Origin of the sequence: Rhodococcus aetherivorans (assembly GCF_011058165.1) — a bacterium.
Classification (GTDB): Bacteria; Actinomycetota; Actinomycetes; order Mycobacteriales; family Mycobacteriaceae; genus Rhodococcus; species Rhodococcus aetherivorans.
This window is the reverse complement of sequence record NZ_JAALEG010000091.1, coordinates 1-24917: the sequence shown is the minus strand read 5'-3', so window position 1 is coordinate 24917 and position 24917 is coordinate 1. Positions and strand designations below refer to the sequence as shown.

General features: G+C 66.6%; 17 protein-coding genes. 12 read left to right on the top strand and 5 right to left on the bottom strand.

Annotated features, from left to right (window positions below; translation table 11 throughout):
• Positions 1 to 121 precede the first annotated feature (121 nt).
• Positions 122 to 433, bottom strand: coding sequence for a site-specific integrase (locus G6039_RS25355; RefSeq protein ID WP_152103828.1), 312 nt, complete (start codon positions 431 to 433; stop codon positions 122 to 124).
• Positions 434 to 1190: 757 nt separating this feature from the next.
• Here G6039_RS25355 and G6039_RS25350 point away from each other — a divergent pair.
• Positions 1191 to 1382: a hypothetical protein gene (locus G6039_RS25350; RefSeq protein WP_006554640.1), complete on the top strand. Its 192-nt coding sequence runs from the start codon at positions 1191 to 1193 to the stop codon at positions 1380 to 1382.
• Between the two features lie 39 nt (positions 1383 to 1421).
• On the opposite strand, the gene G6039_RS25345 is transcribed toward G6039_RS25350, so the two are convergent.
• Entirely contained in the window at positions 1422 to 1589 is a 168-nt protein-coding gene (locus tag G6039_RS25345) for a hypothetical protein (protein WP_006554639.1), read from the bottom strand.
• 270 nt (positions 1590 to 1859) lie between these two features.
• On the opposite strand from G6039_RS25345, the gene G6039_RS25340 reads away from it, so the two are divergent.
• Positions 1860 to 4874, top strand: coding sequence for a Tn3 family transposase (locus G6039_RS25340; RefSeq protein ID WP_017681366.1), 3015 nt, complete (start codon positions 1860 to 1862; stop codon positions 4872 to 4874).
• A 23-nt stretch (positions 4875 to 4897) separates the two neighbouring features.
• On the opposite strand, the gene G6039_RS25335 is transcribed toward G6039_RS25340, so the two are convergent.
• Positions 4898 to 5566, bottom strand: coding sequence for a TetR/AcrR family transcriptional regulator (locus G6039_RS25335; protein ID WP_006554624.1), 669 nt, complete (start codon positions 5564 to 5566; stop codon positions 4898 to 4900).
• A 129-nt stretch (positions 5567 to 5695) separates the two neighbouring features.
• Here G6039_RS25335 and G6039_RS25330 point away from each other — a divergent pair, with 129 nt between their 5' ends.
• From G6039_RS25330 to G6039_RS25310, 5 genes are all read left to right on the top strand, one after another.
• The gene (locus G6039_RS25330) at positions 5696 to 7267 is read left to right on the top strand and encodes an MFS transporter (protein ID WP_039583601.1); all 1572 of its coding nucleotides are present in this window, start codon (positions 5696 to 5698) and stop codon (positions 7265 to 7267) included.
• Positions 7268 to 7279: 12 nt separating this feature from the next.
• Positions 7280 to 7729, top strand: a complete 450-nt coding sequence (locus G6039_RS25325) for a universal stress protein (protein ID WP_006553198.1) — start codon at positions 7280 to 7282, stop codon at positions 7727 to 7729.
• A gap of 22 nt (positions 7730 to 7751) precedes the next feature.
• A complete protein-coding gene (locus tag G6039_RS25320; RefSeq protein WP_006553199.1) occupies positions 7752 to 8288 on the top strand; it encodes a PaaI family thioesterase in 537 nt (178 codons plus the stop codon).
• A 128-nt stretch (positions 8289 to 8416) separates the two neighbouring features.
• Positions 8417 to 9034: a recombinase family protein gene (locus G6039_RS25315; RefSeq protein ID WP_006553200.1), complete on the top strand. Its 618-nt coding sequence runs from the start codon at positions 8417 to 8419 to the stop codon at positions 9032 to 9034.
• A 558-nt stretch (positions 9035 to 9592) separates the two neighbouring features.
• A complete protein-coding gene (locus G6039_RS25310; RefSeq protein ID WP_006553201.1) occupies positions 9593 to 10591 on the top strand; it encodes a DUF4192 domain-containing protein in 999 nt (332 codons plus the stop codon).
• A 353-nt stretch (positions 10592 to 10944) separates the two neighbouring features.
• Here G6039_RS25310 and G6039_RS25305 read toward each other — a convergent pair whose 3' ends face one another.
• Both G6039_RS25305 and G6039_RS25300 read right to left on the bottom strand, forming a co-directional pair.
• Positions 10945 to 11514 (bottom strand): HNH endonuclease, encoded by a 570-nt coding sequence (locus tag G6039_RS25305; RefSeq protein ID WP_006553202.1) that lies wholly within the window; start codon positions 11512 to 11514, stop codon positions 10945 to 10947.
• A gap of 13 nt (positions 11515 to 11527) precedes the next feature.
• Positions 11528 to 12100, bottom strand: a complete 573-nt coding sequence (locus tag G6039_RS25300) for a hypothetical protein (RefSeq protein ID WP_006553203.1) — start codon at positions 12098 to 12100, stop codon at positions 11528 to 11530.
• 234 nt (positions 12101 to 12334) lie between these two features.
• Here G6039_RS25300 and mobF point away from each other — a divergent pair, with 234 nt between their 5' ends.
• The 5 genes from mobF to G6039_RS25275 all read left to right on the top strand — a co-directional run bounded on the left by mobF (position 12335) and on the right by G6039_RS25275 (position 24149).
• Positions 12335 to 16621: a MobF family relaxase gene (mobF, locus tag G6039_RS25295; protein ID WP_043802212.1), complete on the top strand. Its 4287-nt coding sequence runs from the start codon at positions 12335 to 12337 to the stop codon at positions 16619 to 16621.
• A gap of 48 nt (positions 16622 to 16669) precedes the next feature.
• Positions 16670 to 17854, top strand: coding sequence for a hypothetical protein (locus G6039_RS25290; RefSeq protein ID WP_017681371.1), 1185 nt, complete (start codon positions 16670 to 16672; stop codon positions 17852 to 17854).
• Between the two features lie 189 nt (positions 17855 to 18043).
• Positions 18044 to 19789 (top strand): type I restriction-modification system subunit M, encoded by a 1746-nt coding sequence (locus G6039_RS25285; protein WP_017681372.1) that lies wholly within the window; start codon positions 18044 to 18046, stop codon positions 19787 to 19789.
• Entirely contained in the window at positions 19786 to 21015 is a 1230-nt protein-coding gene (locus G6039_RS25280; RefSeq protein WP_017681373.1) for a restriction endonuclease subunit S, read from the top strand. The genes G6039_RS25285 and G6039_RS25280 overlap by 4 nt, the downstream gene beginning before the upstream one ends.
• Positions 21015 to 24149, top strand: coding sequence for a type I restriction endonuclease subunit R (locus G6039_RS25275; RefSeq protein ID WP_043802214.1), 3135 nt, complete (start codon positions 21015 to 21017; stop codon positions 24147 to 24149). Before G6039_RS25280 ends, G6039_RS25275 begins: the two co-directional genes overlap by 1 nt.
• Positions 24150 to 24917: the final 768 nt, after the last annotated feature.

The following is a 24917-nucleotide window of genomic DNA, read 5'->3' as shown; positions in this document are numbered from 1 at the left end:
GCACGCTACCGAACCAGCGTTGTCGTTGACCGGCCCGAGCGAAACAGCATAGTATTCACCGCGACTCGTTGATCACCGCGCATACCGCGAGCCGATCCGAAGTCCACCACTCCACGGGGCACTATCCCCGAGTCACCGCCGGACCATTTGTTTTCCCCATAGGAGTGGCCGCGACGATCTGTCGCCACAACGCGATATGACTGAGCGTTGCCGTGCGCCAGTCCATCGTCTGGGCACACCAGGAGAGATATCCCGCGACCCGGCGTCCATACTCACGGGCAGTGAGGGGTGATCGCCCACTGTCGCTGAGGTACTGCAGCCACGCGGTGCCAGCCGGGTGCATGCGCCCGTCGCGATCGACGATCACAAATCGCTGCTCACCGGTCTGGGTATGGATCGCTGACGTCACGCTGTACGTCGGCTTCTCCGGCATGCGTCCGGACGCTACGGCAAACTGCTGATAGCCGGATGCATAACTGTCAGAACATGTCTCGGTCTCCCCTGCGCGGACAAGCGCTGACATCGACTACATAGGGGTACATAACCGCTGGGCACATCTTCGGAGCGCGCTCGTACGCCACCACCTCCCGATTTTCGCACATACTTTCGAACCCTCGCTATGATCGGGGTGCGGCAGGTCGATGGAGGGGCGTCAACGGCGGTCTTCGGGAAGCGTCGGCCTGCCGCTGTTCGTCAGCGCGCGGGGGCCGCTACCTCTCCGAACCCGGTGAACACCGTCACCGGGTCCGGGCCGGGGATCCCGGAGAATCCTCGAGCCGAGAGGGGGGAGGTAGCGGCCCCTTGCTCGCCGCTGATCGGGACTGTAGCGCACCCGTCGGCCACCTCGCGCCGCGCCCGCATCGCACTGCCGAACGGCTCCACCGACGTGCAGGCCACTACGATCGTCGCAATCACGGCCGGCCGGAGGGATGAAGATGAGCACAGCTGCACTGCCTCGATCCGCGATGTCGACCCTGAATATCGCCGAGGGGCGGGGTGCGGCCGCCCCGAGACATTAAGACACCGAACGACCGTTTTGGGGCATATGTGACGTAGGACTCTTGTCGTCGGCGCCCTCAAACACAGTGCCTTTTCTGGATGTGAGGGCGCACCAGAACACAGCCCGGTGCATTGACCGTAGTGTGCGTGCTACGCCGTCCGCGATCACGACGACGAGAAGGGACCGGTGCATGACCACCGCCTACGCGCAGGGGCACGCCGCGGGTTTCCGCGAAGCCTCCGAGCGGGACCACCTCGGCGATGCAACCAGCGGGGACGACGCCGCGACATGGTTCACCGCGCCGGTCGGGCAGCCCGACGTCGACGCCTACGAACGCGGGTTCGTGGCAGGATTCGCCGAGTACTTCGCCGGCCGCGACTGACGGACCGCGGCATCGAACCGGCGACGACCGACGAGCGTCTCAGCCGGCCTCGGTGACGATCACGCTCGAGTCGGGCTGAGGCGGGTCGACGCCCGGGGTGTAGAGCACGATGACCTCGTCGCTGTCCTTCCAGCGGTAGCCGTAGTGCCCGTCGTCGAGCCGGACCAGGCCGGGCTGCCCGTGATCGTCTTCTGGAGGAAAGGCCATATCGGCCATCCTCTCACCGTGGCGACGATCGCCGACCGCGCCGTGGTGAGAGCCCCGTCTGCTTCCGATTCGCCGAGGAGCGCCGTGCAGACCACCCTCGCGACCGGAGGTGTCGGACCTCGAGGGGTAGCCGTAGCATCCGCCGGAAATCGGGCGGATTTGGCGTATCCGACTGGTGGGCACGGGGTTTCGAGTTCGGCATGCGCTGTCGACTGGTTGGTGCTTGACTGCCGATGATGATGTTGGTCGGTGCTGGTGGAGGCTGGGGTCGTGGCGACGCGGATGTTCGCGGACGAGGAGTTGGAACGACTGCGGGGATTCCCGGAGATCAGCCGCGAGGAGCTGTTCCGGTACTTCACGCTGACGCCTGCGGATCTGGCGTTCGTGGATCCGGGCCGGGGCCGGGGCCCAGCCGAGCGGCTGGGCTTGGCGATCGCGTTGTGTACGCTGCCGTGGCTGGGATTCGTGCCGGATCGGCTGGTCACGGCTCCGCCGGTGGCGGTGGCTCGTGTCGCCGAGCAGTTGCGGTTGGATCCGGTGGTGATCGGTGCCTACGGCAGGCGAGCCAAGACCCGCACCGAGCATGTGCGCCTGGCCGCGCGGTACCTGGGATGGCGTGCGGTCGGTGCGCTCGAGTTCAAGGAGCTCGATGAGTTCCTGCTCGCGCGGGCGATGGAGCACGATTCCCCGACTCTGCTGTTCCGGCTGGCGTGTGAGTATCTGATCTCGGCGAAGGTGATCCGGCCAGGCCCGGTCACCGTGGTCGAGCGGGTCGCCCACGCCCGCCACCAGGCCCAGACCGAAACCTATGACCGGCTCGCTCACGAGTTCACTGCGGCGCGGTGCGCGGAGTTGGACGGCTTGCTTGTCACCGACGCTTCGCTGGGGATCTCGCGGTTGCGGTGGCTGTCGACCGGGCCGGTGGAGGCCTCGGCGGCCGCGGTCCGCGCCGAGGTCGACAAGCTGGGTTTCCTGCGCGGGTTGGGCGCTGATCGGCTGGATATGTCGGTGCTGCCCGCCGAGCGGCGCCGGTTTTTGGCCACGATGGGCCGGCGCCTGAGTCCGCAAGCGCTGCAACGTCGGGATCCGCAACGCCGGTATCCGATCCTGCTCACGGTGCTGGCCCAGTCCGGCACCGATGTCCTCGATGAGGTCGTGGCGTTGTTCGATCAGGCGATCTCGGTGAAATTCGGTGCTGCCGAACGGAAGATGCAGCAGCGGCTGGCCGAACGAGGGAAGACTGGAGAGGACCGTCAGGCGCTGCTGGACGATCTGTTGGAAATCGTCACCGACCCCGGCGTTCCGGATGAGGAGATCGGTGCGCTGATCCGCGGCGAGAAGATCGGGTGGGAGCGCCTGCGCGCGGCGATCGCCCAGGCCAAGCCCAGGTTGCCGCGTGATCACGGGCATCTGGCGGCGTTGGATTCCTCCTACAACTACCTGCGTCAGTTCACCCCCGCGGTGCTCGAAGCGGTGCGCTTCTGCGGCGGTACCGCCGCGACCGAGTTGCTGATCGCGGTGAACATGCTGCGCGAGTTGAACGCGACCGGGCGGCGCAAGGTCTTCGATGACGCCCCGACCGGGTTCGTGCCGATGAAGTGGCGCGGCTACCTCGACGAGGCCCGCAAATCCGGCAGCGCGACCGCGTATCGGCACTACTGGGAGTTGTGTGTGCTGCTCGGATTGCGTGACGGGTTGCGCAGCGGGGATGTGTTCGTGCCGGGCTCGCGCCGTTACGCCGACCCGGCCGCCTACCTGCTCACCACCGGGCAGTGGGAACCGCAACGCGTTGAGTTCTGCGGCCTGGTCGGGCGATCCGCCGATCCTGGCGTCGCGCTGGCCACCGTGGTCGCCGAACTGCACGACGCTCTCGGTGAGCTGGAGGAGGTGCTGGCCGGCGGGGACGGCCCGGTCCGGCTGGACGAGGGCGGGGATCTGGTGATCTCGCCGCTGAGCGCGGAAGATGTTCCCGCCGAGGCGATCACGCTCAAGGCCGAGCTGACCGAAATGCTGCCGTTCGCGCCGATCGTGTCGCTGCTGATCGAGCTGGACAAACGCACCGGCTACCTGGACTGCTTCACCCACGCCGGCGGTCAGGCCACCCGGACGCCGGAGCTCAAACGCAACCTGATCGCGGTACTGCTGGCGCACTCGACGAACCTGGGGTTGACCCGGATGGCCGAGGCGTGCGGAATCACCTACGACATCCTGGCCTGGACCGACGAGTGGTATGTGCGCGAGGAGACCCTGCGCGCGGCCAACCTGGTACTGGTCGGCTACCACCAGCGGCTGCCGCTGACCGTGGTGTTCGGCGCCGGAACACTGTCGTCGAGCGACGGGCAGCGTTTCCCGACGCGCGGTAAGTCGACCACGGCGCGGCCGTTGAGCCGCTATTTCGCCAGCGAGGGCCTGTCGACCTACACCCATGTCAGCGACACCCACGCCACCTACGGCACCAAGGTCATCGTGGCGACCAAACGCGAAGCCCACTACGTGCTCGATGAGATCCTGGGCAACGCCACCGATCTGCCGATCACCGAGCACGCCACCGACACCCACGGGGTCACCCTGGTCAACTTCGGGTTGTTCGACCTGCTCGGGATGCAGCTCTCGCCACGGATCCGGGATCTGGGGCGGATCACCCTGTACCGGCCGGGCCCGCGCGCCGAGGCCGAGGCCCGGTTCCCGCACGCGGGCCCGCTGATGACCCGCAAGGCCAACCTGGGTTTGATCGCCGAGCACTGGGACGATCTGCTGCGGTTGGCCGGATCGCTGAAGTTCGGGCACGCCACCGCGTCGCTGTTGGTCGGCAAGCTGTCGGCGTCGGGGCGGCAGAACACCCTGGCCGCGGCGCTCAAGGAGTACGGGGCGCTGCGGCGCACCATTTACGCCGCGAGATACCTCTCCGATCCGGACTACCGGCGCAAGATCTCGCGGCAGCTCAACAAGGGCGAGTCGCTGCACGCGCTGCGCCGCGACCTGCTCTATGCCCATGAGGGGATGATCCGGGCGCGCCACCTCGAGGACCAGACCGAGCAGGCCTGGTGCCTGACCTTGACGACCAACGCTGTGATCGCCTGGACCACAGAGTATTACGGGTTCGCTGTCGAGCAGATGCGCCGGACCGGGCAGCGTATCGATGACGAGGTCCTGGCCCACATCAGCCCGGCCCACAGTGCCAACATCAACTTCTTCGGCGCGATCGAGGTCGACATCGACGCCGAGCTGGCCCAGCTGGGCCCGACCGGGCACCGGCCGCTGCGGGTGCGCGACACCTTGTTCTGACCGCGCGGAACCGGGGCCCGTGGTTACGGCGTGGCGATGTCGATAGCGGTGTCTGCTGGCGTGGGTGTTCGGTGGGCGGTGAGGAAGTTGTCGACGAGCCGGGTGCAGTCGTCGTGGTCGATGCTGCGTAATCCGGTGAGACGGGCGAACACGATCGGGCCGAGGAGTTCGATGATGGCGAAGGTGGTGTCGAGCTCGCCGAGCATCGCGCGGGCCTCGGGACTGGTGAGGATCTGGTCGAACGGGTGGCGGTACTGCTCGATGACGCGCGCGCGCAGCGAGGTGACCGCGGCCGGGTCGGGGTGGTCCTCGCCGATGGAACCCATCGCCAGCCAGGCCAGGGTGGTCATCTGCACCGGAGCCTGTTCGATGAGGTCGGCCTGGCTGGCGAGCAGCGCCAGGAGCCGCTCACGCACGGGCCCGGTGCCGGTCGGTGTGTCGACCTGGGGAAGTAGTCGTTCGAAAGTCGCCGCGAGCAGCTGGGTGGTGCTGCCGAAGTGCCGGTAGAGGGTGGCGCGGGCGACCTTCGACACGCGGGTGACCGCCTCGACGGTGACCGCCTCGACACCGCCGGTGGACAGCAGATGGGTGGCCGCGTCGAGCAACCGGTTGCGTGAGCGCGCCAGTCGCGGATCGGCCTGCTCGTCGTCCGCGGCGAGCGGGTCGGTCGCCGCCGGGCCTGGGTCGGTCATGGACGCGCCTTCCTCCGAATTCGTGTCGTTGAACTCTTGATATGGGTGAACTCTATCCCACCCCCCAACCACTATGATACGAATGGTCTCGTACAGATACCGTTGGTCTTCAAAGTCGGGGAGGTGCCGGTGGCCACACCCGGAACGGACACTGTCGAGATCGCCCGCTGGACCAGGGCCCAGTGGTGGATGCTGGCGGTGTCGTGCCTGGCGGTGGCGCTGGTGGTCGCGGCGATGGCGGCGTTGTATTCGGCGTTGCCGCAGATCGCGCTTGCGACCGGGGCCACCCAAGCCCAGCTGACCTGGATCGTCGACGGCTACACGCTGGTGCTGGCGTGTCTGGTGCTGCCCGCCGGCGCCGTCGGTGACCGTTACGGGCGCCGCGTGGTGCTGGTGGTGGGGTTGGTGGTGTTCGCCGCCGCCTCGGCGCTGCCGCTGCTGCTGTCCGACCCGGCCTGGTTGATCGCGACGCGCGCGCTGGCCGGGGCAGGCGCCGCGCTGGTGATGCCCTCGACGCTGTCGATCCTCACTGCAGGGTTCGCCCCCGCTCATCGCGGCCGGGCGGTGGGGATATGGGCCGGGGTCGCCGGATCCGGGGCGATACTGGGGATTCTCGGTGCCGGGGTGCTGCTCGAACGATGGTCGTGGCTATCGGTGTTCGTAGGGTTGACCGTGGCCGGGGCGGTGCTGGCGGGGTTGGCGTGCACCATCGCCGAGTCCCGCCAGCGCGAGCATCCGCAGGTGGACTGGGTGGGCGCGGTGGCGGTGGCGGTCGCTGTCGCGGCGATCGTGTTCGCCGTGATCGAGTTCCCCGCGCGCGGCTGGGCCGACCCGCTCGTCGCCGCCGCCGCCGGGGTCGGCGTGGCCGCGACGGCGGCCTTCGTGGTCGTCGAGCTGCGCTCGGCGGCGCCGCTGCTGGATGTGCGGTTGTTCGCCCGCCGTGGTTTCGGTGCCGGGTCGCTGTCGGTGACCATCCAGTTCCTGGTCACCTTCGGGGTATTCCTGCTGCTTGTGCAGTACCTGCAGCTGGTCTTCGGTTACGGGCCGCTGGCCTCGGCGCTGGCGTTGGCGCCGATGGTGGTGCCGCTGGTCGTGATCTCGGTGATCGCGCCGTGGCTGTCGAGCCTGGTCGGGTTACGGGTGATGACCGTGGCCGGCCTGCTCACCATCGCCGCCGGGCTGGTGCTGGTGAGCCGGCTGACACTCGCCGCGCACTACCTCGACCTGCTGTGGCCGCTGCTGATCATGAGCGCGGGCCTGGGATTGTGCACCGCGCCGGCGACCTATGCCATCGTCGCCGACACCCCCGAGGCCAAACACGGGGTCGCCGCCGCGGTCAACGACGCCGCCCGCGAGATCGGCGCCGCGATCGGGATCGCCGTGGCCGGCAGCGTGCTGGCCGCCGGCTACACCCACCGCATCCAGCCCGCCCTGCCCCAGTTGCCCGAGCCCGCCCGCGGCCCGGTCGCCGATTCCCTGGCCGCGGCGCTGCAGGTCGCCGACCAGGCCGGACCGGTGGCCGCACCGCTGGCCGAGTTCGCCAAGGCCGCGTTCGTGCACGGCAGCGGCCAGGCCGCGCTCGCCCTGGCCGCCCTCACCACCGTCGGGGCGATCGTGCTGGCAGTACTGGCCCCCGGCCGCGCACCACGCCGCCGATACATCTCGACCATTTCCCCCGCAAAACACGCTCCCTTCTCGTGAAAGACGCCCGTCATGACGGCCTATCGCACGATCATCGTCGACACCGACGGATCCGACCGCTCCTACCGTGTGGTCGACCACGCCGCCGAACTCGCCCACGCCACCCACGCCCGGCTCCTGATCATCTGCGCCCGCCACCACATCGACGCACGTGAGCTCGGGGCGGACCTCGACCGGCTCGGACCCGACGCCTACCAGCTACGCGGCACCACTCCCACCGAGGCCATCCTGCGGACCGCCCACCAGCACGCCCTCGCCCACGGCGCCACCGACATCGAAACCCACATCCTGTCCGAACCCGCCCCGCACGCGCTGCTGCACCTGGCCGCCGCCACCGGCGCCGACCTCATTGTCACCGCCGATCCCCACCGGCCACCGCTGCTGGCCCGGCTGCTGACTACCCCACCGATCGAGCTCGCCCGCAAAGCCCACTGCGACATCCTCTTCACCACCGCACGGTAGACACACCCCACAGAAAGCGCCCATGACCGAGAACACACCCAGCACCCATACACCCGAGCCCCGACAGGTCCCGGACTGGATTCCCGCCTTCCCTGTGCTCGCACCCGACTCCGCCGACCTGCCACCCCACCACGACCACTGCCTCGGCTGCGGACCGGCCAACCCCCACGGCCACCAGCTACGCGCCCGCCGCGACGCACACGGCGTCCACGCCCACCACCGCTTCGACTCTCGCCACGTCGGCGCCCCCGCGATCGCCCACGGCGGCGCGGTCGCCACCGTCCTCGACGAACTGTTCGGACTCTTGCTCTACACCGTCGGGGAACCCGCGGTCACCCGCCACCTTGCCATCGACTACCTCGCCCCGATCCTGCTCGACACCCCTTACACCCTCCGCGCCCACATCCACGCCCGCGACGGCCGCAAACTCCACCTGCAAGCCACCATCGAAAACGACCACGCCCACGTGATCACCACCGCCACCGCCCTGTTCCTCACCGTCGACGTCAACCACTTCCTCACCCACAACACACCCCCACACACCGATAACACCCCCTGACCTGTTCCGTAACCGGATCGGCCACCGGAACACCACGCAGAGCCAACGTCGGCCCAGCTCACCGGTGTTCCGTAGAGGTGTTCCGCTGACTGTGCCGGTCAACCCCCGCTATCTGGAACACTTTCGGCATGGGTGAGCCGTTCCGCGTCGGATACTGCCGCTGCTCCACCGACGAACAAGACGTCGAGATCCAAACCGAGCAGCTATTGGCGCTCGGAGTGCCGCGTGAGCGGATCTTCATCGACAAAGGGTTCTCCGGGACCACCCGCAAGAACCGGGCCGGGCTCGACAACGCACTCGCCGCCGTCACCTCCGCCGCGGCGGCCATCGACGGGCGACAGGTAGTGCTGACCACGCCGAAGTTCGACCGATTCGCACGCAACATGGCCGAAGCAGGCCAGACCCTGACCGAACTGCGCGAGCGCGAGGTGCTGTTCGGACTCGGGAGCTCGATCTACGACTGGAACGACCCGTTCGGCAAGCTCTTCCTGCAAACCTTGGCCATGGTCGCCGAATTCGAGGCCAACCTCAACCACCTACGCACCCGCGAGGGCATGGCCAAGGCCCGCGCGAAAGGCAGGCTCAAGGGCAAGCAGCCGAAACTTCCTCTCACGGCACGGAAAACAATCCACCGCCGCTACCACGACCCCGCCGACGACGCGAGCCTGGCGGACCTGGCCGAGGAATACAGCGTCGGCCGCTCCACCATCCACCGCATCGTCAGCAGTGCTGCACCACGAGCCTGAGAATTCACCAGCCTGTCGTCAGGATCCCGCTACTTTGCACTTCCTGACAACCTTGGGTTGCGGGCCCTTACGTCCCACACGAGTTCTGGCCCGAATCGGATCGTCGGCGAGCTGGGCGGATACGCCGCGCCCGCCAGGAGCCGGTGGCGAGACAGACGATCGTTTCGACCCAACAGGCCGAGCGGATCACCGACCGGGCACTACGCCATATCCGCCCGATTTTCGGCAAATGCTACGGCTACCCCCTCGACGGTGGAACGCGGAGGTTTCGCGGGCCACCTTCGGTGTCCACCGAATCGAGCTCCGCTGCGCTCCGCCCTGAAAAGAACTCTCTCTTTCCCCTTCTGGCCTTCCGATCATGACCGGCCGGCCGCTGCGCGCAACCCCTGGGCGCTCCGCGGCCTGACGGCCCGAAAACTCTCTCCTCCGCTTCGCTCCCCCGAGACTTTTCGTCCCAGGGGTTGCACTCCGCGTCCTTGGGCCGGTCGTTATCTCCATGCCAGAAGGGCAAAAGATCAGGCGGGCCGCGCAGGTCCGCCGCGACCGTGAGGAGAGGCCATGTCCGACCGCATTCACATCGAGGGAATCGGCGAACTCATCGCTGCTGTCCCAACCGTTCTGTCGTTCGTACCTGAGCAGTCCATCGTGCTGGTCTTCTCGAGCGCGGGCCGCATCACATGGATGGTCCGCACCGACTTCGGGACGGGTGGGCGCCTACTGACGGCCGAGACGATTGCCCGGAGCGGCGAGTCCGACGCAGTGATCGTCGTCGTCGTGGCGAAGGGACGCACCTTCCGCGAGGTGATCGCAGAGGGCGACCGCGTGAACGCGACGATGCTCGGGCTGGGTGTCGAGGTGCAGGGGATCTACTACACCCCGAGTATCGAGGGCGGGCAGACATGGACCGACATGCAGACGTTCGGGACCGGCACGGTGGTCGATCCGGCCACGACCGCGGCTGCCGCCGCGACCGTCTTCACCGGCAAGCAGTTCACCCGCACCCGCGAGGAGATCGTGGCCCGCTACCGGCGTGACGACGCGACGATGACCGACCGCCGCCGGGCACGGAAGACGAAGGAGGTGATGGGGGAGAACTTCCCGCGCAGCGTCATCAGCGAGCTGGCCGACGCCGTCCGCGAGCGCCAGGAGCCGACGGCCGCACTCGCAGCGCGAGTCGGGTTGCTCGTCACCACCGACATCACGGCGCGTGATGCGATCCTCGGACTGGCAGTGATCGACCCGGCCACCGCGGCCGAGACGATGGCGGCCGTCGCCCGCAAGTTGTACGGGGCCGAACGGGTGGCGGCCCTGACGGTCGCCGGGTTCTTCGCGTACGTGAACTTCCAGGGACCGGACGCCGGGTGCGCATTCGAGGCAGCCCGCGAGGAGGCCGCCCGGCATCCCCTGTCCGACACGCGTCTGCTCGGACTGGTCGAGCAGGCACTCTCGACGGGGCTGCACCCGAGGCAGATGCGCACGCTGTCCGGCACCGGAGTCGGCATCGCCCGCGAGAAGTTCGGTGTCGAGCTGCCCGCCCCGAGCAGTGATTGGCTCTGACGGCACAACACACAGCGAGGCCCCCGGAATCCGTAGTTCCGGGGGCCTCGCCCGTTGCGCAGAAACGTCGTTCAGGCATCGAGCCTGGACGACGTTCACGCACGACTCACAGCGACCACCATAACCGGGCGCGTACCGTCACCACACATCACCGGCCGTGTCCGTCGCAAACCCCACATCGATCCGATCGCGGACCGGGCGTGTCGGGCATTCACCGTTGACGATCGCGTCGAGATCACCCTCACTCGGCCGGTGCAGATGCTTCGTCGCGTCGTACAACTGCTTCTCCACCTCGGACCGCTGGACCATCGGTGCCCTTTCTCCGTCGCCGACCGTCGAGGCCGGCTCTGCTGTCAGAACAGTGTCCCCTGCCAGTCACCCGGGTTGGTCTTGGCGTGAAACAGTGCATCTTCGTCGTACCCGCCCCGCAACGCCTCACGGATCGCCAGCGACCGTTCGTAGCGTGAGCGCCCCTGACCGTCGAGCAGTGAGTGCCCCGACAGCCGCCCGAGCGCGATCGCGTAGCGCACGTTCTCGCTGTGGGTGGACTGCACGAGGTGATCGTGGCCGACGCGTACGCACAACGGTTCGTTGCACTTGTGCTCGCACACCACGTTCGGGTCGAGGGGCCCGTGCACCAGCTCCACAGAGAAGCGGTGCGCGAGCATCGTGCGTTGCCGGTTCTCGCGTTGGAAGTTGAATCGCCCGTATCCGTCGGGTGCACTGATCGCACCGACCCAGTACCAGCACGTCGGTGACTTGACGACCTTCGCCCAGAACGCCGCGACGTTCGCCCGTGATGGAGTGAGCGAGTTGTCGACCACGCGCACCCGCCGCGGTTGGTCGGACGACTGCGGCGCGACGTATTCGACGTCGCACTCGGGGAACCCGAAGTCGAGCGACGGCTCGCTGTCGGTGCTCATGACCGGCGCAGCGTCACGATGCTGCGGTCACCGGCTGTGTGTCGCCGGCACCAGGTGCCGAGGCCGGCGCAGACGCCGCAGGCGAGGCGGGGATGTCGGGCGTGTCCAGGTCGCTCTTCGCCTGTTCGATGATCTTCTTCGCCTCCCGCGCGCTCACACCCAGCAGCGGGGCAAGTTCACCGGCCGAGGCGTTCTTGCCGAACTCCACGATCGCGAGGGCGTACTCGCGTAGCAACGACGACTCCTGCGCCTGTTCCTCCGGCGTCAGGTGTACGCCGGCCGACTCTGCTTCCGCCTTCACGGCCTCGATCTTGGCGGCGTACTCCTGCTGGATCTTCGCGATGCGCCGATCCCGTGCCTTCTCCAGCTGCTCGATCTTGCGCCGCGGTGTGGCCGCCCGGGACTCGAGCACCGCATCGAGCTTCGCCAGCTTCGCGGCCGCGTCATTGATCGGCGCTGCCAGCGTCTCCAGTTCGGCCTGCCGCGCCAGGACGCGCTCGCGTTCGCGCCGCAGGTTCTCCCGAACATTCGGGGCGGTGTGGGGACGCAGTGATCGGCGCGCTGCCGACGTCGACGAGGTGGCCATAGGACCGGAGTCTATCGGCTCGCCACGCTCTCGGGGAGTTCCGCGCCCCGGATCGTCGTCACCTCGGCATGTCACCCGCTTCGGTCACCTCCCCGACGAAAACCCACCCCCGGCTGTCTAACACCCGCAACTCCGTCGGAACCTCGACGGAGTCTTGGTCGAACTCCGTTCGACCAAGAAAACTCCACACACCTCATGCACTAAAGGTGCGACATGGCATGATCAACTTCCGTGATGACCGTCCACAAGCTCAATGCAGGGGACGGCTATGTCTATCTCACCAAGCATGTTGCCAAGGGCGATGCCACCGAGTCCCGCAAGGCTGATGCGGTCGATTACTACGTCGCCAAGGGCACCCCGCCGGGAATCTGGTGCGGCAGACTTGCCGAGAAGGTCGGCGTCGAGATCGGCACTGAAGTGACCGAGGACGCGATGCGGTCGGTGTTCGGAGCCGCACGCACTCCCGATGCTTTCGCCACGCGGCCGAATGCGGACGCCCCGCTCGAGGAGCGGTTGGAGTGGTCGCGACGGACTGCTCTGGGCCGGGCATTTTCGTGGTTCCAGAAGAGCCAGGAGTACGTCAACGACGTCGAGGAACTGTGCAGTTCCTACAAGGCGAAGTACGGCGAATACCCGGCCCCTGATGCGAAGAAGGTGATCCAGCTCTCGACCGCCCGCAAGCATCTTCGCCGCAGGACGGGCGAGAAGGCCGACCTGCTCAGCGAGCCACAGGTGTGGGAGTTCATCACCGAGCAGTACACCAAGGTTCGGCAGCCGGTGGCCGGTTATGACCTGGTGTTCACGCCGATGAAGTCGGTGTCGTTGCTGTGGGGGCTCGGCGACGAGAAGGTCAAGGCCGCGGTCGAAGAAGCCCACGCGCAGGCGGTGTCCGAGACGCTGGAGTGGATCGAGAATGAGGTGATCTACACCCGCCGCGGGGCCGGCGGTGCGCGCAAGATTAAGGCCGAGGGCCTGCTGGTCGCCCGGTTCGATCACTACGACAATCGTGCCTCCGATCCGAACCTGCACACCCATTGCGCCGTGCTCAACCGGGTGTTGGGCGAGGACAAGTGGACCACGATCGACGGTTCGATTCTGTACAAGGCGAACGTCGCCGGCTCGGAGAAGTACAACACCCGTGTGGCCGAGTTGGTCTCGCGCAAGCTCGGTGTCACCTTCGCTCGCCGGCCCGATACGCCGGTCGGCAAGCAGCCGGTCTACGAGGTCGACGGCATCCCGCTGTCGCTGATCGAGGAGTTCTCACGCCGGTCGGAAATCGAGGTCCGGCAGGAAGAACTGGCGCGTGAGTACAAGGATCGGTACGGCAAGAACCCGCCGAAGAAGGTGCAGTACGCCCACGCGCAGCAAGCCACCCTCGATACCCGCAACGCCAAGAATCCGCCCCGGTCACTGGCCGAGTTGCGGTCCGAATGGCGCCAGCGCGCCGAGGCGATCCTCGCCGGAAGCGATCCGGCCGAGCTGGTCGAGGCGGTGCAAGGCGAACGCGACCGTCGTCCGCTCTTCTCCCCCACCCAGGTGCCCGCGTTGGTGGAAGACGTGGTCGATGCGCTCTCGCGCAAGGTCGGCACCTGGACGGTGTTCTCGCTGTCCGCCGAGATCGACCGGCAGTTGCGTCAGTTCAGTTTCGACAACGACGACGAGTTGCGGGCGATGTACGACAACGCCCTGGAACTGGCGCTGCGGGACTACTGCAAGCCGACCTTCACCGAGGAGTATCACGGCCCGGAGCGCGTCACCGAACGCATCGAACGCGGCCTGGTGCGCAGCCAACTCGTCGATCGCGCCGAGATGCGGTACACCGCAGAGTCGGTCCTCGAGGCCGAGAAGTTCATGCGCGAGCAGGCGTTCGCCGACGATGAGCGCACCGTCTCCGGCTTCGTGATCCGACGCCAGATCGCGCGAGCCGAGAAGAGGGCCGGCCACAGCCTCGGGGGCGACCAGATCGCGATGATCGAGCACTTCCTCACCGCGAAGAAGCACGTTGCCGTGGCGGTCGGTGCGGCCGGTGCCGGCAAGACCACCGCCGCAACCGTGATCGCCCGCGCCTGGGAGACCAGCTACGGAAAAGTCGTCGCACTGGGTCCATCGGCCCGCGCCGCAGAGGTGCTCGGGGAAGAGATTTCGGTTCAGGGACGCACCATCGCCGATGTGCTCACCCGCCACCGTGTCGGTCTGCCTACCGGCATCGACAAGGGTGATCTGTTGCTCGTCGACGAGGCGGGCATGGCGTCGGCGCGGGATCTGGCGGACCTGACCCGCATCGCAGTCGAGACCGGTGCGGTGGTGCGGTTGCTGGGTGATCCGCAGCAGCTCGCGTCCGTCGAAGCCGGTGGGGTGTTGCGTGATCTGGCCGATCTGACCGGCGCGCCGTTCCTGGAGAAGGTGCACCGTTTCACCACCGACGGCGAGGCCGAGGCCAGCCTGCGACTGCGCAGCGGCGATGCGTCGGTGCTGTCCTGGTACGCCGGTAACGACCGGATCCGCGAGGGCATGGCACACGAGCTGCCGGACCTGGTGTTCGACGCCTACGTCCGCGACGTCGAGGCCGGCGAGGTCGCGTTGATGGTCGCCCCGACCAACGACCTGGTGCGCCAGCTCAACGAGAAGGCCGCCGTCTACTACCGCACAGGCGGCACCGTCACCGGCCCCGGAATCGTTCTGGCGGACGGTCTCGAGGCCGCGGTCGGCGACGTGGTGGTCACCCGAAAGAACAACTCGAAATACGTCGTCAAGCACTCCGACGGCACCAAGTCCGGCCGAGTCAAGAACGGCGATCTGTGGACCGTCACCGCGATCGGCGACGACGGCTCACTGCGGCTGCGCAACCACATCAGCGACGGTGAGGTCACCGTCGCGGCCGACTACATCGCCGAGAACGTGCAACTCGGGTACGCGACGACGGTGCACCGCTCGCAGGGCATGACCGTCGGGCACTGTCATGTGCTCGCCGCGGCGAACATGGATCGGCAGTCGCTGTATGTGGCGCTGAGCCGCGGCAAGCACGCCAACATCGTCTACGCCGCGGGCGACGAGCTACCCGACTGGGACTTCGAACACCCCCAGCAGGACCATCCCGGCGCGACGGGTCTGCTGGCGAGGATCATCGAACGCGACGGCTCGCAGCGCACCGCCCATCAGATGATCGAAGACGCACAACGCCAGGCCGCGTCGTGGTCGAGGATCACCGACATCTACGAGCTGGCCGTGTCCGCGCTGTACGACGACTACACCGAAAAGCTGCTGTCGTCGATCCTCACCGAACGGCAGCTCGGCTGGGTGCACGACTTCGGCGGCTGGGATGCCGTCGTCACCTGCGTCACGCAAGCAGAAACCTTCGGCTGGGACACGAAGGCTCTGCTGCGCGGAGCCGCCGAGGAACTGCGCGAGCAGGGACGGGCCGGGCAGGTCGATGACGGCAAGAACGCTCCCGGCCGGATCCTGGCTCGGGCGCTGCGCACGCGCATCGCGCCCGAGGACGGACCGGGTCTGCCGCGCACTCGCCGCGACGATCTGGCGCGTTACAAGGTGCCGGCCTTGACCGACGCGGCGGCCGAGAGGGACCCGATCCTCGCCGCCTATGCTCGTGCCCAGCAACAGCAGATGCATGCCTTCATCGACTCGTATCTCACGCGGGCGATCGAGCAGAACGCCCCGTGGGTTGCGGCCGTGGGCACCCCCGGCGACGACCCGAGGCGAGTGCGGCTGTGGGAGAAGACGGTGCGCGAGATCGCGATCTCGCGGGTGACCTCGAACGCACCCGACGACCAGCACGACCCGCTGGCCTACCTCCGCGGTGCCCGCCGCGAGAAGATCGAATCGGCCATCGAGCGGCTGGCTGCGACGCCGGCCGGGCACCGGAAGTCGGCGCAGCCGTCCTCGCCGTACGCGGGCTACAGCGACACCGAACTGTTCGCGGCACGCCAGTCGAGCCGGCGACGGCTCGGCGAGGACCGGCACCTTCTGACTTTGACCGAAGACGAATTCGCCCGTGTCAGCGGCACCGATTCGGCGGTGACGGCCGTCGATGAGCGTGTCGCCGAGGTCGAACGGCAGGATCGGCACATCCAGGCGGTGCGCGCCTCGCGTGCCTGGCTCGAACGCCTGCGCACCGATCCGGCCGCGACCGCCGAGCAGATCGCCGCAGCGAGGGCGGCGCTGTCGGTGGCCGAGCAGACCGCTCCCCCGGAGCGGGACTGGCCGATCATCGAACGCTCCGCGCAGTTCAACCGGGCCGCAGCTGCCCGCCGGGACCGTGCCCAGGTGCTCGACGAACAGGCGATCGGCCGGGTGCGCGACCGCATCACCCGTCTGGAGGAAGGACTGCACAACGAGCAGGCCATCCTCGAACAGATCGACGCCGAAATCGCCCGGCGTGAGCGGGAGGGAACACCGCCCGGGACACGCCGTACCCGGCCCCAGGCGAGCACACTGCCGCCGACGAGTACGCACCCCGAGTTGGACCGGACCCAGAGTGAGTCCGGTCCCGAGGTGCAGTGGTGACGCAGACGCACGTGCACTGCACGACGAGAAGAGTGAGGACTTCCGCCGATGGCTGACAGCGACCGCACCCGCCGTTTTCGTCGCACGCGCCCCAACCAGGGCGGTGATGCTGCCGCGTTCATCGACGCCCGCGCCGCCCGGAACGCAGCGCCGCAGCAGCCCCCGGCGCAGCCCCAACCGCGACCGGCTGCCGTGCGGGCACGCCAGGACGTCGCGGATGTCGCCGCGTTCGTCCGCAAGGTCGAAACCGAACGCAGTCAGGGCCGGCCCGCACCCCAACCGCAGCCGATGAAGACCGTCCTCGGCGTGTTCCACGGATCCCCGGCGACCCAGACCACCGTGCAGATCCTCGCCGCCGCGGCCACCGCTCGGCATTTCGGCGGCGAGAACTCCGCCGCGGCCCGCAAGTGGCAGCAGCTTGCGCAGGACAACGCGGCCCGTCTCGAGGCGATGCGGGCCGCGCAGTACCGGCAGGAACAGGCCCGCTGCGTCCAGGCCCAGATGCCGCCGGAGGAGATGGACCGCCGGCTTCGTGCCCGTGTCGCCGCCGACCGGGACGCCGATCGGCGGGCCTTCGACGCGGCCGGTGCGGTGGCGCTGAGCTACGTCGCAGCCCAAGCACTGCCCCCGTTCGACAAGCTCGCCGAGCTGTCCCACACGCATCTGACCGTCCCGGAACCGACGCCGGTACCACTTGAAGTCGCCACCCACATGGCGAACCAGACTCACGCTGCACAGGCCGAGACCGGCATCGAACACGCCGACCCCGAGACAGAAGCCGCCCAGGAGATCGACCTCGACAAGTCCCCGGACCCGACAGAACCGGAGACCGAGCAGGACGTCCAGGCCGACACCGCGGCCGCGGCCGTCGAGGACGCCGATGTGTCCGATCGGCTCGAGCAGGTGCAGGCCGATCCGACCACTTCTTCCGAAGGAAAGGGTGGAGTGAGCCTCGAACGGATCGGGTCCGTGTTCGAGAAGGCCGGCCGCGGTATCGGTGCCGCGATCGGCCCGATCAACGGAAACGACGAGGTGGCCCCTCCCCTGTCCCCCGTGGATATGAACCAGCTCAGCCAGGAACTGCTCGACGCGCTCGCGGCTGCGATGAGCGGTCATCCCCGCTCGGTGACCGAGATGCTCAACATCGAACGCCAACCCGACCACACGAACGAGGCCGCGTTCGTTCCCGACATGGGACTCGAACACAGTCGGGAAGCAACACTCGGATACTGATCGGCACCTGTCACCGAGGGAGTCGATTACTGGGCTGACCTGGCGATACGGCAGGGTGTCGTGAGGATACGCAATGATATTCGTGCCACGCACCGGCTATAGCCGGTGCGTGGCATATTCGGACGGCACGTACGGCTCGTACTGGAGCGTCCAGAGTTGATGGTCGAGTACGTCGTGTAAAGGAGTCTTGTGAGCACGCTCGGTAGTTTCATCTGGTCGATCGCCGACCAACTGCGGGGGCCCTACCGCCCCAACCAGTACGGCAATGTGATCCTCCCGCTCACGATCCTGCGTCGTCTCGACTGCATTCTCGAGCCCGACCGGGAGACGGTGCGCGGGCTGGCGGCGAAGTACGACAACCCCAATCGGCTCAAGGTCGAGGTCAAGAAGGCCACCGGGCGGCCGTTCTACAACACCTCGAACTATTCCTTCGCTAACCTCCTGGAGGATGCCGACGGGCTGGCGGACAACCTGGTCGACTACATCGACCGGTTCTCGCCCGATGTCGATGTGTTCGAGTACTTCGACTTCAAGAAGGAAATCCTCGCTCTGGAGAAGGCGGAGCTGCTGCGCGAGGTCATCACATCCTTCAAGGCTGTCGACCTGCATCCGGACGTCGTTTCCAATGCCGACATGGGTGATGCGTTCGAGTACATCATCCGCAAGTTCAACGAGGCCGCGAACGAGACCTCCGGTGACCACTACACCCCGCGGGACGCGATCCGGCTGCTGGTCGACCTGCTCTTCGCGGAGAAGGACGTCGACCTGACCGAGGCCGGCATCGTCCGCACGCTGTACGACCCCACCGCGGGCACCGGTGGCATGCTTGCCCTGGCCGAGGAGCACCTGCTCGCCCAGAACCCCGACGCGAAGCTGAGTCTGTACGGCCAGGAGTACAACGGGCAGTCGTACGCGATCTGCAAGTCCGATCTGCTCGCCAAGGGCCATGACGCGACCAACATCGCTTTCGGCAACACCCTCACCGAGGATGCGTTCAAGGACCGCCACTTCGACTTCTGCATGTCCAACCCGCCGTACGGCGTGGACTGGAAGCAGTACGCCAAGGCGGTCACGAAAGAACGCGAGGAAGCCGGCCCCTACGGCCGGTTCGCCCCAGGTCTTCCGGCGACGTCGGACGGGCAGATGCTCTTCCTGCTCCATCTGGCCCACAAGATGCGGGCACCGGAGGACGGCGGCGGCCGCGTCGGCATCGTCATGAACGGCTCGCCGCTGTTCAATGGCGCCGCCGAGTCCGGCCCCTCCAACATCCGTAGGTGGCTGCTGGAGAACGACCTGGTCGAGGCCATCGTTGCGCTGCCGACCAACATGTTCTTCAACACCGGCATCGCCACCTACATCTGGATCCTCGACAACACCAAGCACCCCGACCGCAAGGGTGTGGTTCAGCTCATCGACGGCACTTCGTTCTGGACCAAGATGCGCAAGAACCTCGGCTCCAAGGGGCGCGAGATCAGCGATGTCGACCGCGCCAAGATCGTGAAGTTGTACGCCGACTTCACTGACGCTGACCCGGACTACTCCAAGGTGCTGCGCAACGACGAGTTCGGCTACTGGACCGTCACTGTCGAACGTCCACTCCTCGACGAAGCCGGAAACCCCGTCGTCGACCGCAAGGGCAAGGCCAAGCCGGACACCAAGAAGCGCGACACCGAGAACGTCCCCTTCACCTACGGCGGCTCGACCGCCGGCGCCGTGGGCAAGACTGAGGTGATCCAGGCGTACTTCGACGCCGAGGTAAAACCCCACGTCCCCGACGCCTGGATCGACTGGACCAAGGTCAAGACCGGCTACGAAATCCCCTTCACCCGCCACTTCTACAAGTACGTCCCACCCCGCCCTCTCGCCGAGATCGACGCTGACCTGGAGAAGCAGGTCGCTAAGATCCTCGACCTACTGCGCGAGGTGGAGGGATGACCGACTCCGTCCGCCTCAAGTGGCTGCTTACGGAATCCGACGCCCGAGCAGGGACAGAAGCCGGAACGCTTCCGCTCTTGTCGGTCTCGATCAGCTGGGGCGTCCGACGTCGGGAGGCGTCGGACACGACCACACGGGCAGCGGCCGAGGATCTGTCCAACTACAAGCTCTGCCGGGCGGGCGACCTCGTCATCAACCGAATGCGGGCGTTTCAAGGCGCGCTCGGAATCGCACCGGAGGATGGAGTCGTTAGCCCGGACTACGCGGTGCTGCGAGTCGACCCGACGGTCGACAAGCGGTGGCTGAACTACTTCCTCACCAGTGAATTCACTGTAGCGACGATGGCGAGCCTCGTGCGGGGCATCGGCGGTACCGAGGCTGGGAACGTCCGAACTCCCCGCCTGAACGTCAGCGACCTGCAGTCAATGACCGTCCCCGCCGTGTCGGCAGACGAGCAGCGCGCTATCGCCGACTACCTCGACCGCGAGACCGCCCGCATCGACACACTCCTCGAGGAGCAACAGCGCCTAATCGAGATGCTCCGCGAGCGGCGGAAGGACTTAGTCCGAGCGGCGGTTCTCGGATCTGTGAACCCCTTCTCACCACCCGCTGAAGCAGCGTTCACTGCGATTGGCCACCACTTCTCGGTAACCCTTGGGAAGATGTTGGACGCCGGAAAAATGGTTCGCAGCGAAGACCAGATGCTTCCATACATCCGAGCCGGAAATATTCAGGACGCCGGGCTAAAGCTCGATGACGTGAAACACATGCCTTACTCGGAGGAAGAGGCCGCAAATCTCAACCTGCTCGAGGGCGACTTGCTCGTCGTTGAGGGCGGGGCTGTCGGCACAAACGTGCTGCTCCGCGAGGATATGCCAGGGTGGTCCTTTCAGAAGACTGTCAACCGACTCCGTCCACTTAGCGACTGGTCTTCCGCTTGGCTGGGATATGTGCTGCGGACCTATCGGGACGTCGGTGTGATTGACATTGTGTGCAATCGCTCGACCATTCCGCACCTGACGGCCGAGAAGCTCCGCGCCATGCGTGTCCCTTCCGTGGATCCGCAGGACCAGGTGCGCGTGGCCGCGACCCTTGATCGTCAGACCGCGGAGATCGATGTCTTGATCGCTGAGACTGAGCGGTTCGTCGAGCTTTCGAAGGAGCGGCGTTCGGCGTTGATCACGGCGGCGGTGACGGGTCAGATCGACGTGCGGGAGGTGGTGTGATGGCTGCTCACAACGAGGTCATCTTCGAGTCCGAGATCTGCGCGTATCTGGAATCCCGCGGGTGGCTGTACTCGGCAAACGACACCGGCTACGACCGGGAACGGGCGCTGTTCCCCGAGGACTTGTTCGCCTGGCTGCAGGAGACCCAGCAGGCGGCGTTCGAGAAGGCGCTGAAGGCGGCGGGGTCGCCGGCGAAGTTCCTCGACGTGCTGGTCGCGGCACTCGACAAGCCCTTGGAGCATGGCGGCGGGACGTTGAACATCCTGCGCAACGGTGTGCAGTACATCGGCGGTGGCCGGTTGAAGATGGCCCAGTTCCGCCCCGAAACCAGCCTGAACGCGACCACTAACGAGCAGTACGCGGCGATGCGGGTGCGGGTGATGCGGCAGGTGCACTTCTCCACCGCCGACCAACGCTGCCTCGACCTGGTCTTCTTCGTCAACGGGCTCCCGGTCGCCACCGTGGAGCTGAAGACCGACTTCACCCAGTCCCTGGACGAGGCGATCAACCAGTACCGCAAGGACCGGCATCCGATGACCAACGGCCGGCCCGAGCCCCTGCTGTCGTTCGGGCACCGGGCGCTGGTGCACTTCGCGGTCTCGAACGATCTGGCCGCGATGACGACCCGGCTCGAAGGCGAGAAGACCCACTTCTTGCCGTTCAACGTGGGATACAAGGGTGGCGCCGGGAACCCGCCCGCTGAGGGCGGGCGGTCGGCGACGGCGTACCTGTGGGAACGGGTCTGGGAGAAGCACGCCTGGCTCACCATCATCGGCCGGCTGATGATCGTCGAGACAAAGCAGGAGTGGGACGTCGCGACCGGCACATCGGTGCGGCGCACGAGCATGCTCTTTCCTCGCTTCCACCAGTGGGAAGCCGTGACGAACATCGTGGCCGCAGTGCGCCAGGAAGGGGTGGGTCGCCGCTACCTGATCGAACACTCCGCAGGATCGGGCAAGACCAACACCATCGCCTGGAGCGCACACCGACTGGCACGACTGCACGTGAACGACGAGAAGGTCTTCGACTCGGTGATCGTGGTCGTCGACCGCACCGTGCTCGACGGACAGCTCCAGGAGGCGATCCGGCAGATCGACGGGTCGGGGAAGATCGTGGCTACGATCAGCCCGGAGGACGTCCGCAAGGCCGGGGCGAAATCGAAATCCGGCTTGCTGGCGGCCGCGCTCAAGAACGGGGAGCTGATCATCGCGGTGACGGTGCAGACCTTCCCCCACGCCCTCGACGAGATCCGCAAGGACTCGACGCTCAAGGGCCGGCGCTTCGCGGTGATCGCCGATGAGGCGCACTCCTCCCAGTCCGGCCAGATCTCCTCCAAGCTCAAGGCCGTCCTGACCGCAGAAGAGGTCCAGGAGATTGAGGAAGGCGGTGAGATCGACGTCGAGGCGATCCTGGCGTCGGAGATGACCGAGCGCGCCGAGTCGCAGAACATCTCCTACCTTGCGTTCACCGCCACACCGAAGAACAAGACCCTCGAGCTCTTCGGCCGCAAGGGCCCGGACGGGAAACCGGTCGAGTTCCACCTCTACTCGATGCGCCAGGCGATCGAGGAGGGCTACATCCTCGACGTGCTCAAGGGCTACCAGACCTACGACACCGCCCTGAAGATCGCCGGCCAGGCCGAGAGCGGCGACGGGAGCGAGGTGGAGGAATCCGCGGCGCGTAAGGGGCTGATGCGGTGGGTGAAACTGCATCCCACCAACATCAGCCAGAAGGTGCAGATCATCGTCGAGCACTTCCACACCAACGTCGCCCACCTGCTCGACGGCAAGGCCAAAGCGATGGTCGTGACCGACTCGCGCAAGGCCGCGGTCAAGTACAAGAAGGCGATCGACTCCTACATCGCCAAACGGGCCGCCGTGGACGCCTCGTACAACTACCGCACCCTGGTCGCCTTCTCCGGCTCGGTGACGATGGACGAGGACGAGCAGTGGGCCTCGGACTGGGGACCGCAGCCGAGCAAGGACGACGAGTTCACCGAAGCTAACCTGAATCCCGGTGCCGGCTCGGACCTGGCTGCAGCATTCAAGGGTGAGACGTACAAGGTCATGCTGGTCGCCAACAAGTTCCAGACCGGGTTCGACCAGCCGCTGCTCTCGGCGATGTATGTCGATAAGAAGCTCTCGGGGGTCACTGCTGTGCAGACGCTCTCTCGGCTCAACCGCACTCATCGCACCGCGAGTGGGGAGCAGAAGCGCAAGACGTTCGTCATCGATTTCGTGAACAAGCCCGAGGACATCCGGGCTTCGTTCGAGCCGTACTTCACCAACGCCACCCTCGAGACCGAGACCGACCCGTACGTCGTCGTCCATCTCGCCACCAAGCTCGCTCAGGCCGGGATCTACACCCCCGAGCAGGTGCGTGAGGTCGCCGAACTGTGGGTCACCCGCAGGGGCAACAACGCCCTCTCATCGGCGATCAGTCCGGCCAAGCACGAATTCGCCCGCCGCTATGCAGCGGCGATCGAGGCCGACGACAAAGTCACCCTCAACACCCTCGACCTGTTCCGCAAGGACGTCGCTACCTATGTCCGGCTCTACGACTTCATGAGCCAGATCGTCGACTACGGCGACCCGTACATGGAGATGCTCTCGATCTTCCTGCGGCTGCTCGACAAGGTCATCGCAGAGTCCGCCTGGGCCGCGGAGGTCGACCTCTCCGACGTCGTTCTGGTCGGGGTCAAGCACACCAAAGCGGCCGCGGTCGACATTTCGCTGACCGGTGACGGTCAGCTCAAGGGCATTAGTGCCGCCGGCACCGGCACCCGGAAGGAGCCGAAGTACGTCGCACTCCAGGTCGTCATCGACAAGATGAACGACCTGTTCGGCGCCGAAGCATTCACCGACTCGCAGATTCGTGAGTTCGTGCAGGGCCTGGTGCAGCGACTGCTCGACTATCCGGACCTGGTCAACCAGACCAAGGTGAACTCGAAGAAGCAGTTCATGGAATCGCAAGACTTCCAGACCGCGGTCACTGAGGCGGTCGTCGACAACCAGGAAGCCCACAACACCATGGCCGACTACTTCTTCAGTGACGGCCCCGCCATCAGCGCTGTCATCATGGCGCTCGCAGACGCCTTCTACGAGGCAGCGGTCCATCAGCGGACGGACGTGTGAGCAACTCGGTAGCCGGTGGTGGTGACGGCCGGGCCTTCCGCACTCGCCCTCAGCGCGGATAGCCCCAAGGGGGCAGTGTTGTGAATCGCACGAGAGGCGATTCACAACACTGTCCCATTTCGGGACCGGTGAGAGGTGGACTCGGCGCAACCACGTACCGATGGCGGTCAGTATCGGACACGTTGCGGCTATGGCTGGCTGAGCTTGGTCACCACAGGGCGTTCCACCAGCTCACCGTCACAGCCGCGCTCCGAGTAGTGCTCGGAAATCCAGATCGTCTTGTGTTTGCCTATAGACGGGTACCACTGCCGTCGGTAGTGCCCCCGTACTCGCCATTTCAGCGGCTCCAGGTTTCTCACCGCCCGAGGCCCGTTGTCTTCGCGGGGAACAGGTTTCGCGGTGTACCGCACTACCACGGCAGAGCGCGGCCGCGATGGGCCGTCGTGCAGCTGTGTGTGCCTTGTCCCCGGTGCCGGCGGTGCCGCTGCCAGCAATCGAATCAGCCGGGAGAGCTCGTCCACGCCCGTGGTGGTCCCGTACGCGTCCGTCACGCGGGTTGCCCGGTCAAGCCGCACCACCGACCACATGCTCTTGTTGACATTCGGATTCTGTAGCCGCTTACGCAACGAATCTATCGCGATGGATAGTGCCCCGTGGAGTGGTGGACTTCGGATCGGCTCGCGGTATGCGCGGTGATCAACGAGTCGCGGTGAATACTATGCTGTTTCGCTCGGGCCGGTCAACGACAACGCTGGTTCGGTAGCGTGC

What these genes read in the sequence shown, in the direction of transcription:
- G6039_RS25355 (WP_152103828.1), bottom strand. Translation starts at nt 433, where the DNA reads ATGCCGGAGAAGCCGACGTACAGCGTGACGTCAGCGATCCATACCCAG.
- G6039_RS25345 (WP_006554639.1), bottom strand. Translation starts at nt 1,589, where the DNA reads ATGGCCTTTCCTCCAGAAGACGATCACGGGCAGCCCGGCCTGGTCCGG.
- G6039_RS25350 (WP_006554640.1), top strand. Translation starts at nt 1,191, where the DNA reads ATGACCACCGCCTACGCGCAGGGGCACGCCGCGGGTTTCCGCGAAGCC.
- G6039_RS25300 (WP_006553203.1), bottom strand. Translation starts at nt 12,100, where the DNA reads ATGGCCACCTCGTCGACGTCGGCAGCGCGCCGATCACTGCGTCCCCAC.
- mobF (WP_043802212.1), top strand. Translation starts at nt 12,335, where the DNA reads ATGACCGTCCACAAGCTCAATGCAGGGGACGGCTATGTCTATCTCACC.
- G6039_RS25315 (WP_006553200.1), top strand. Translation starts at nt 8,417, where the DNA reads ATGGGTGAGCCGTTCCGCGTCGGATACTGCCGCTGCTCCACCGACGAA.
- G6039_RS25310 (WP_006553201.1), top strand. Translation starts at nt 9,593, where the DNA reads ATGTCCGACCGCATTCACATCGAGGGAATCGGCGAACTCATCGCTGCT.
- G6039_RS25275 (WP_043802214.1), top strand. Translation starts at nt 21,015, where the DNA reads ATGGCTGCTCACAACGAGGTCATCTTCGAGTCCGAGATCTGCGCGTAT.
- G6039_RS25320 (WP_006553199.1), top strand. Translation starts at nt 7,752, where the DNA reads ATGACCGAGAACACACCCAGCACCCATACACCCGAGCCCCGACAGGTC.
- G6039_RS25280 (WP_017681373.1), top strand. Translation starts at nt 19,786, where the DNA reads ATGACCGACTCCGTCCGCCTCAAGTGGCTGCTTACGGAATCCGACGCC.
- G6039_RS25325 (WP_006553198.1), top strand. Translation starts at nt 7,280, where the DNA reads ATGACGGCCTATCGCACGATCATCGTCGACACCGACGGATCCGACCGC.
- G6039_RS25305 (WP_006553202.1), bottom strand. Translation starts at nt 11,514, where the DNA reads ATGAGCACCGACAGCGAGCCGTCGCTCGACTTCGGGTTCCCCGAGTGC.
- G6039_RS25335 (WP_006554624.1), bottom strand. Translation starts at nt 5,566, where the DNA reads ATGACCGACCCAGGCCCGGCGGCGACCGACCCGCTCGCCGCGGACGAC.
- G6039_RS25290 (WP_017681371.1), top strand. Translation starts at nt 16,670, where the DNA reads ATGGCTGACAGCGACCGCACCCGCCGTTTTCGTCGCACGCGCCCCAAC.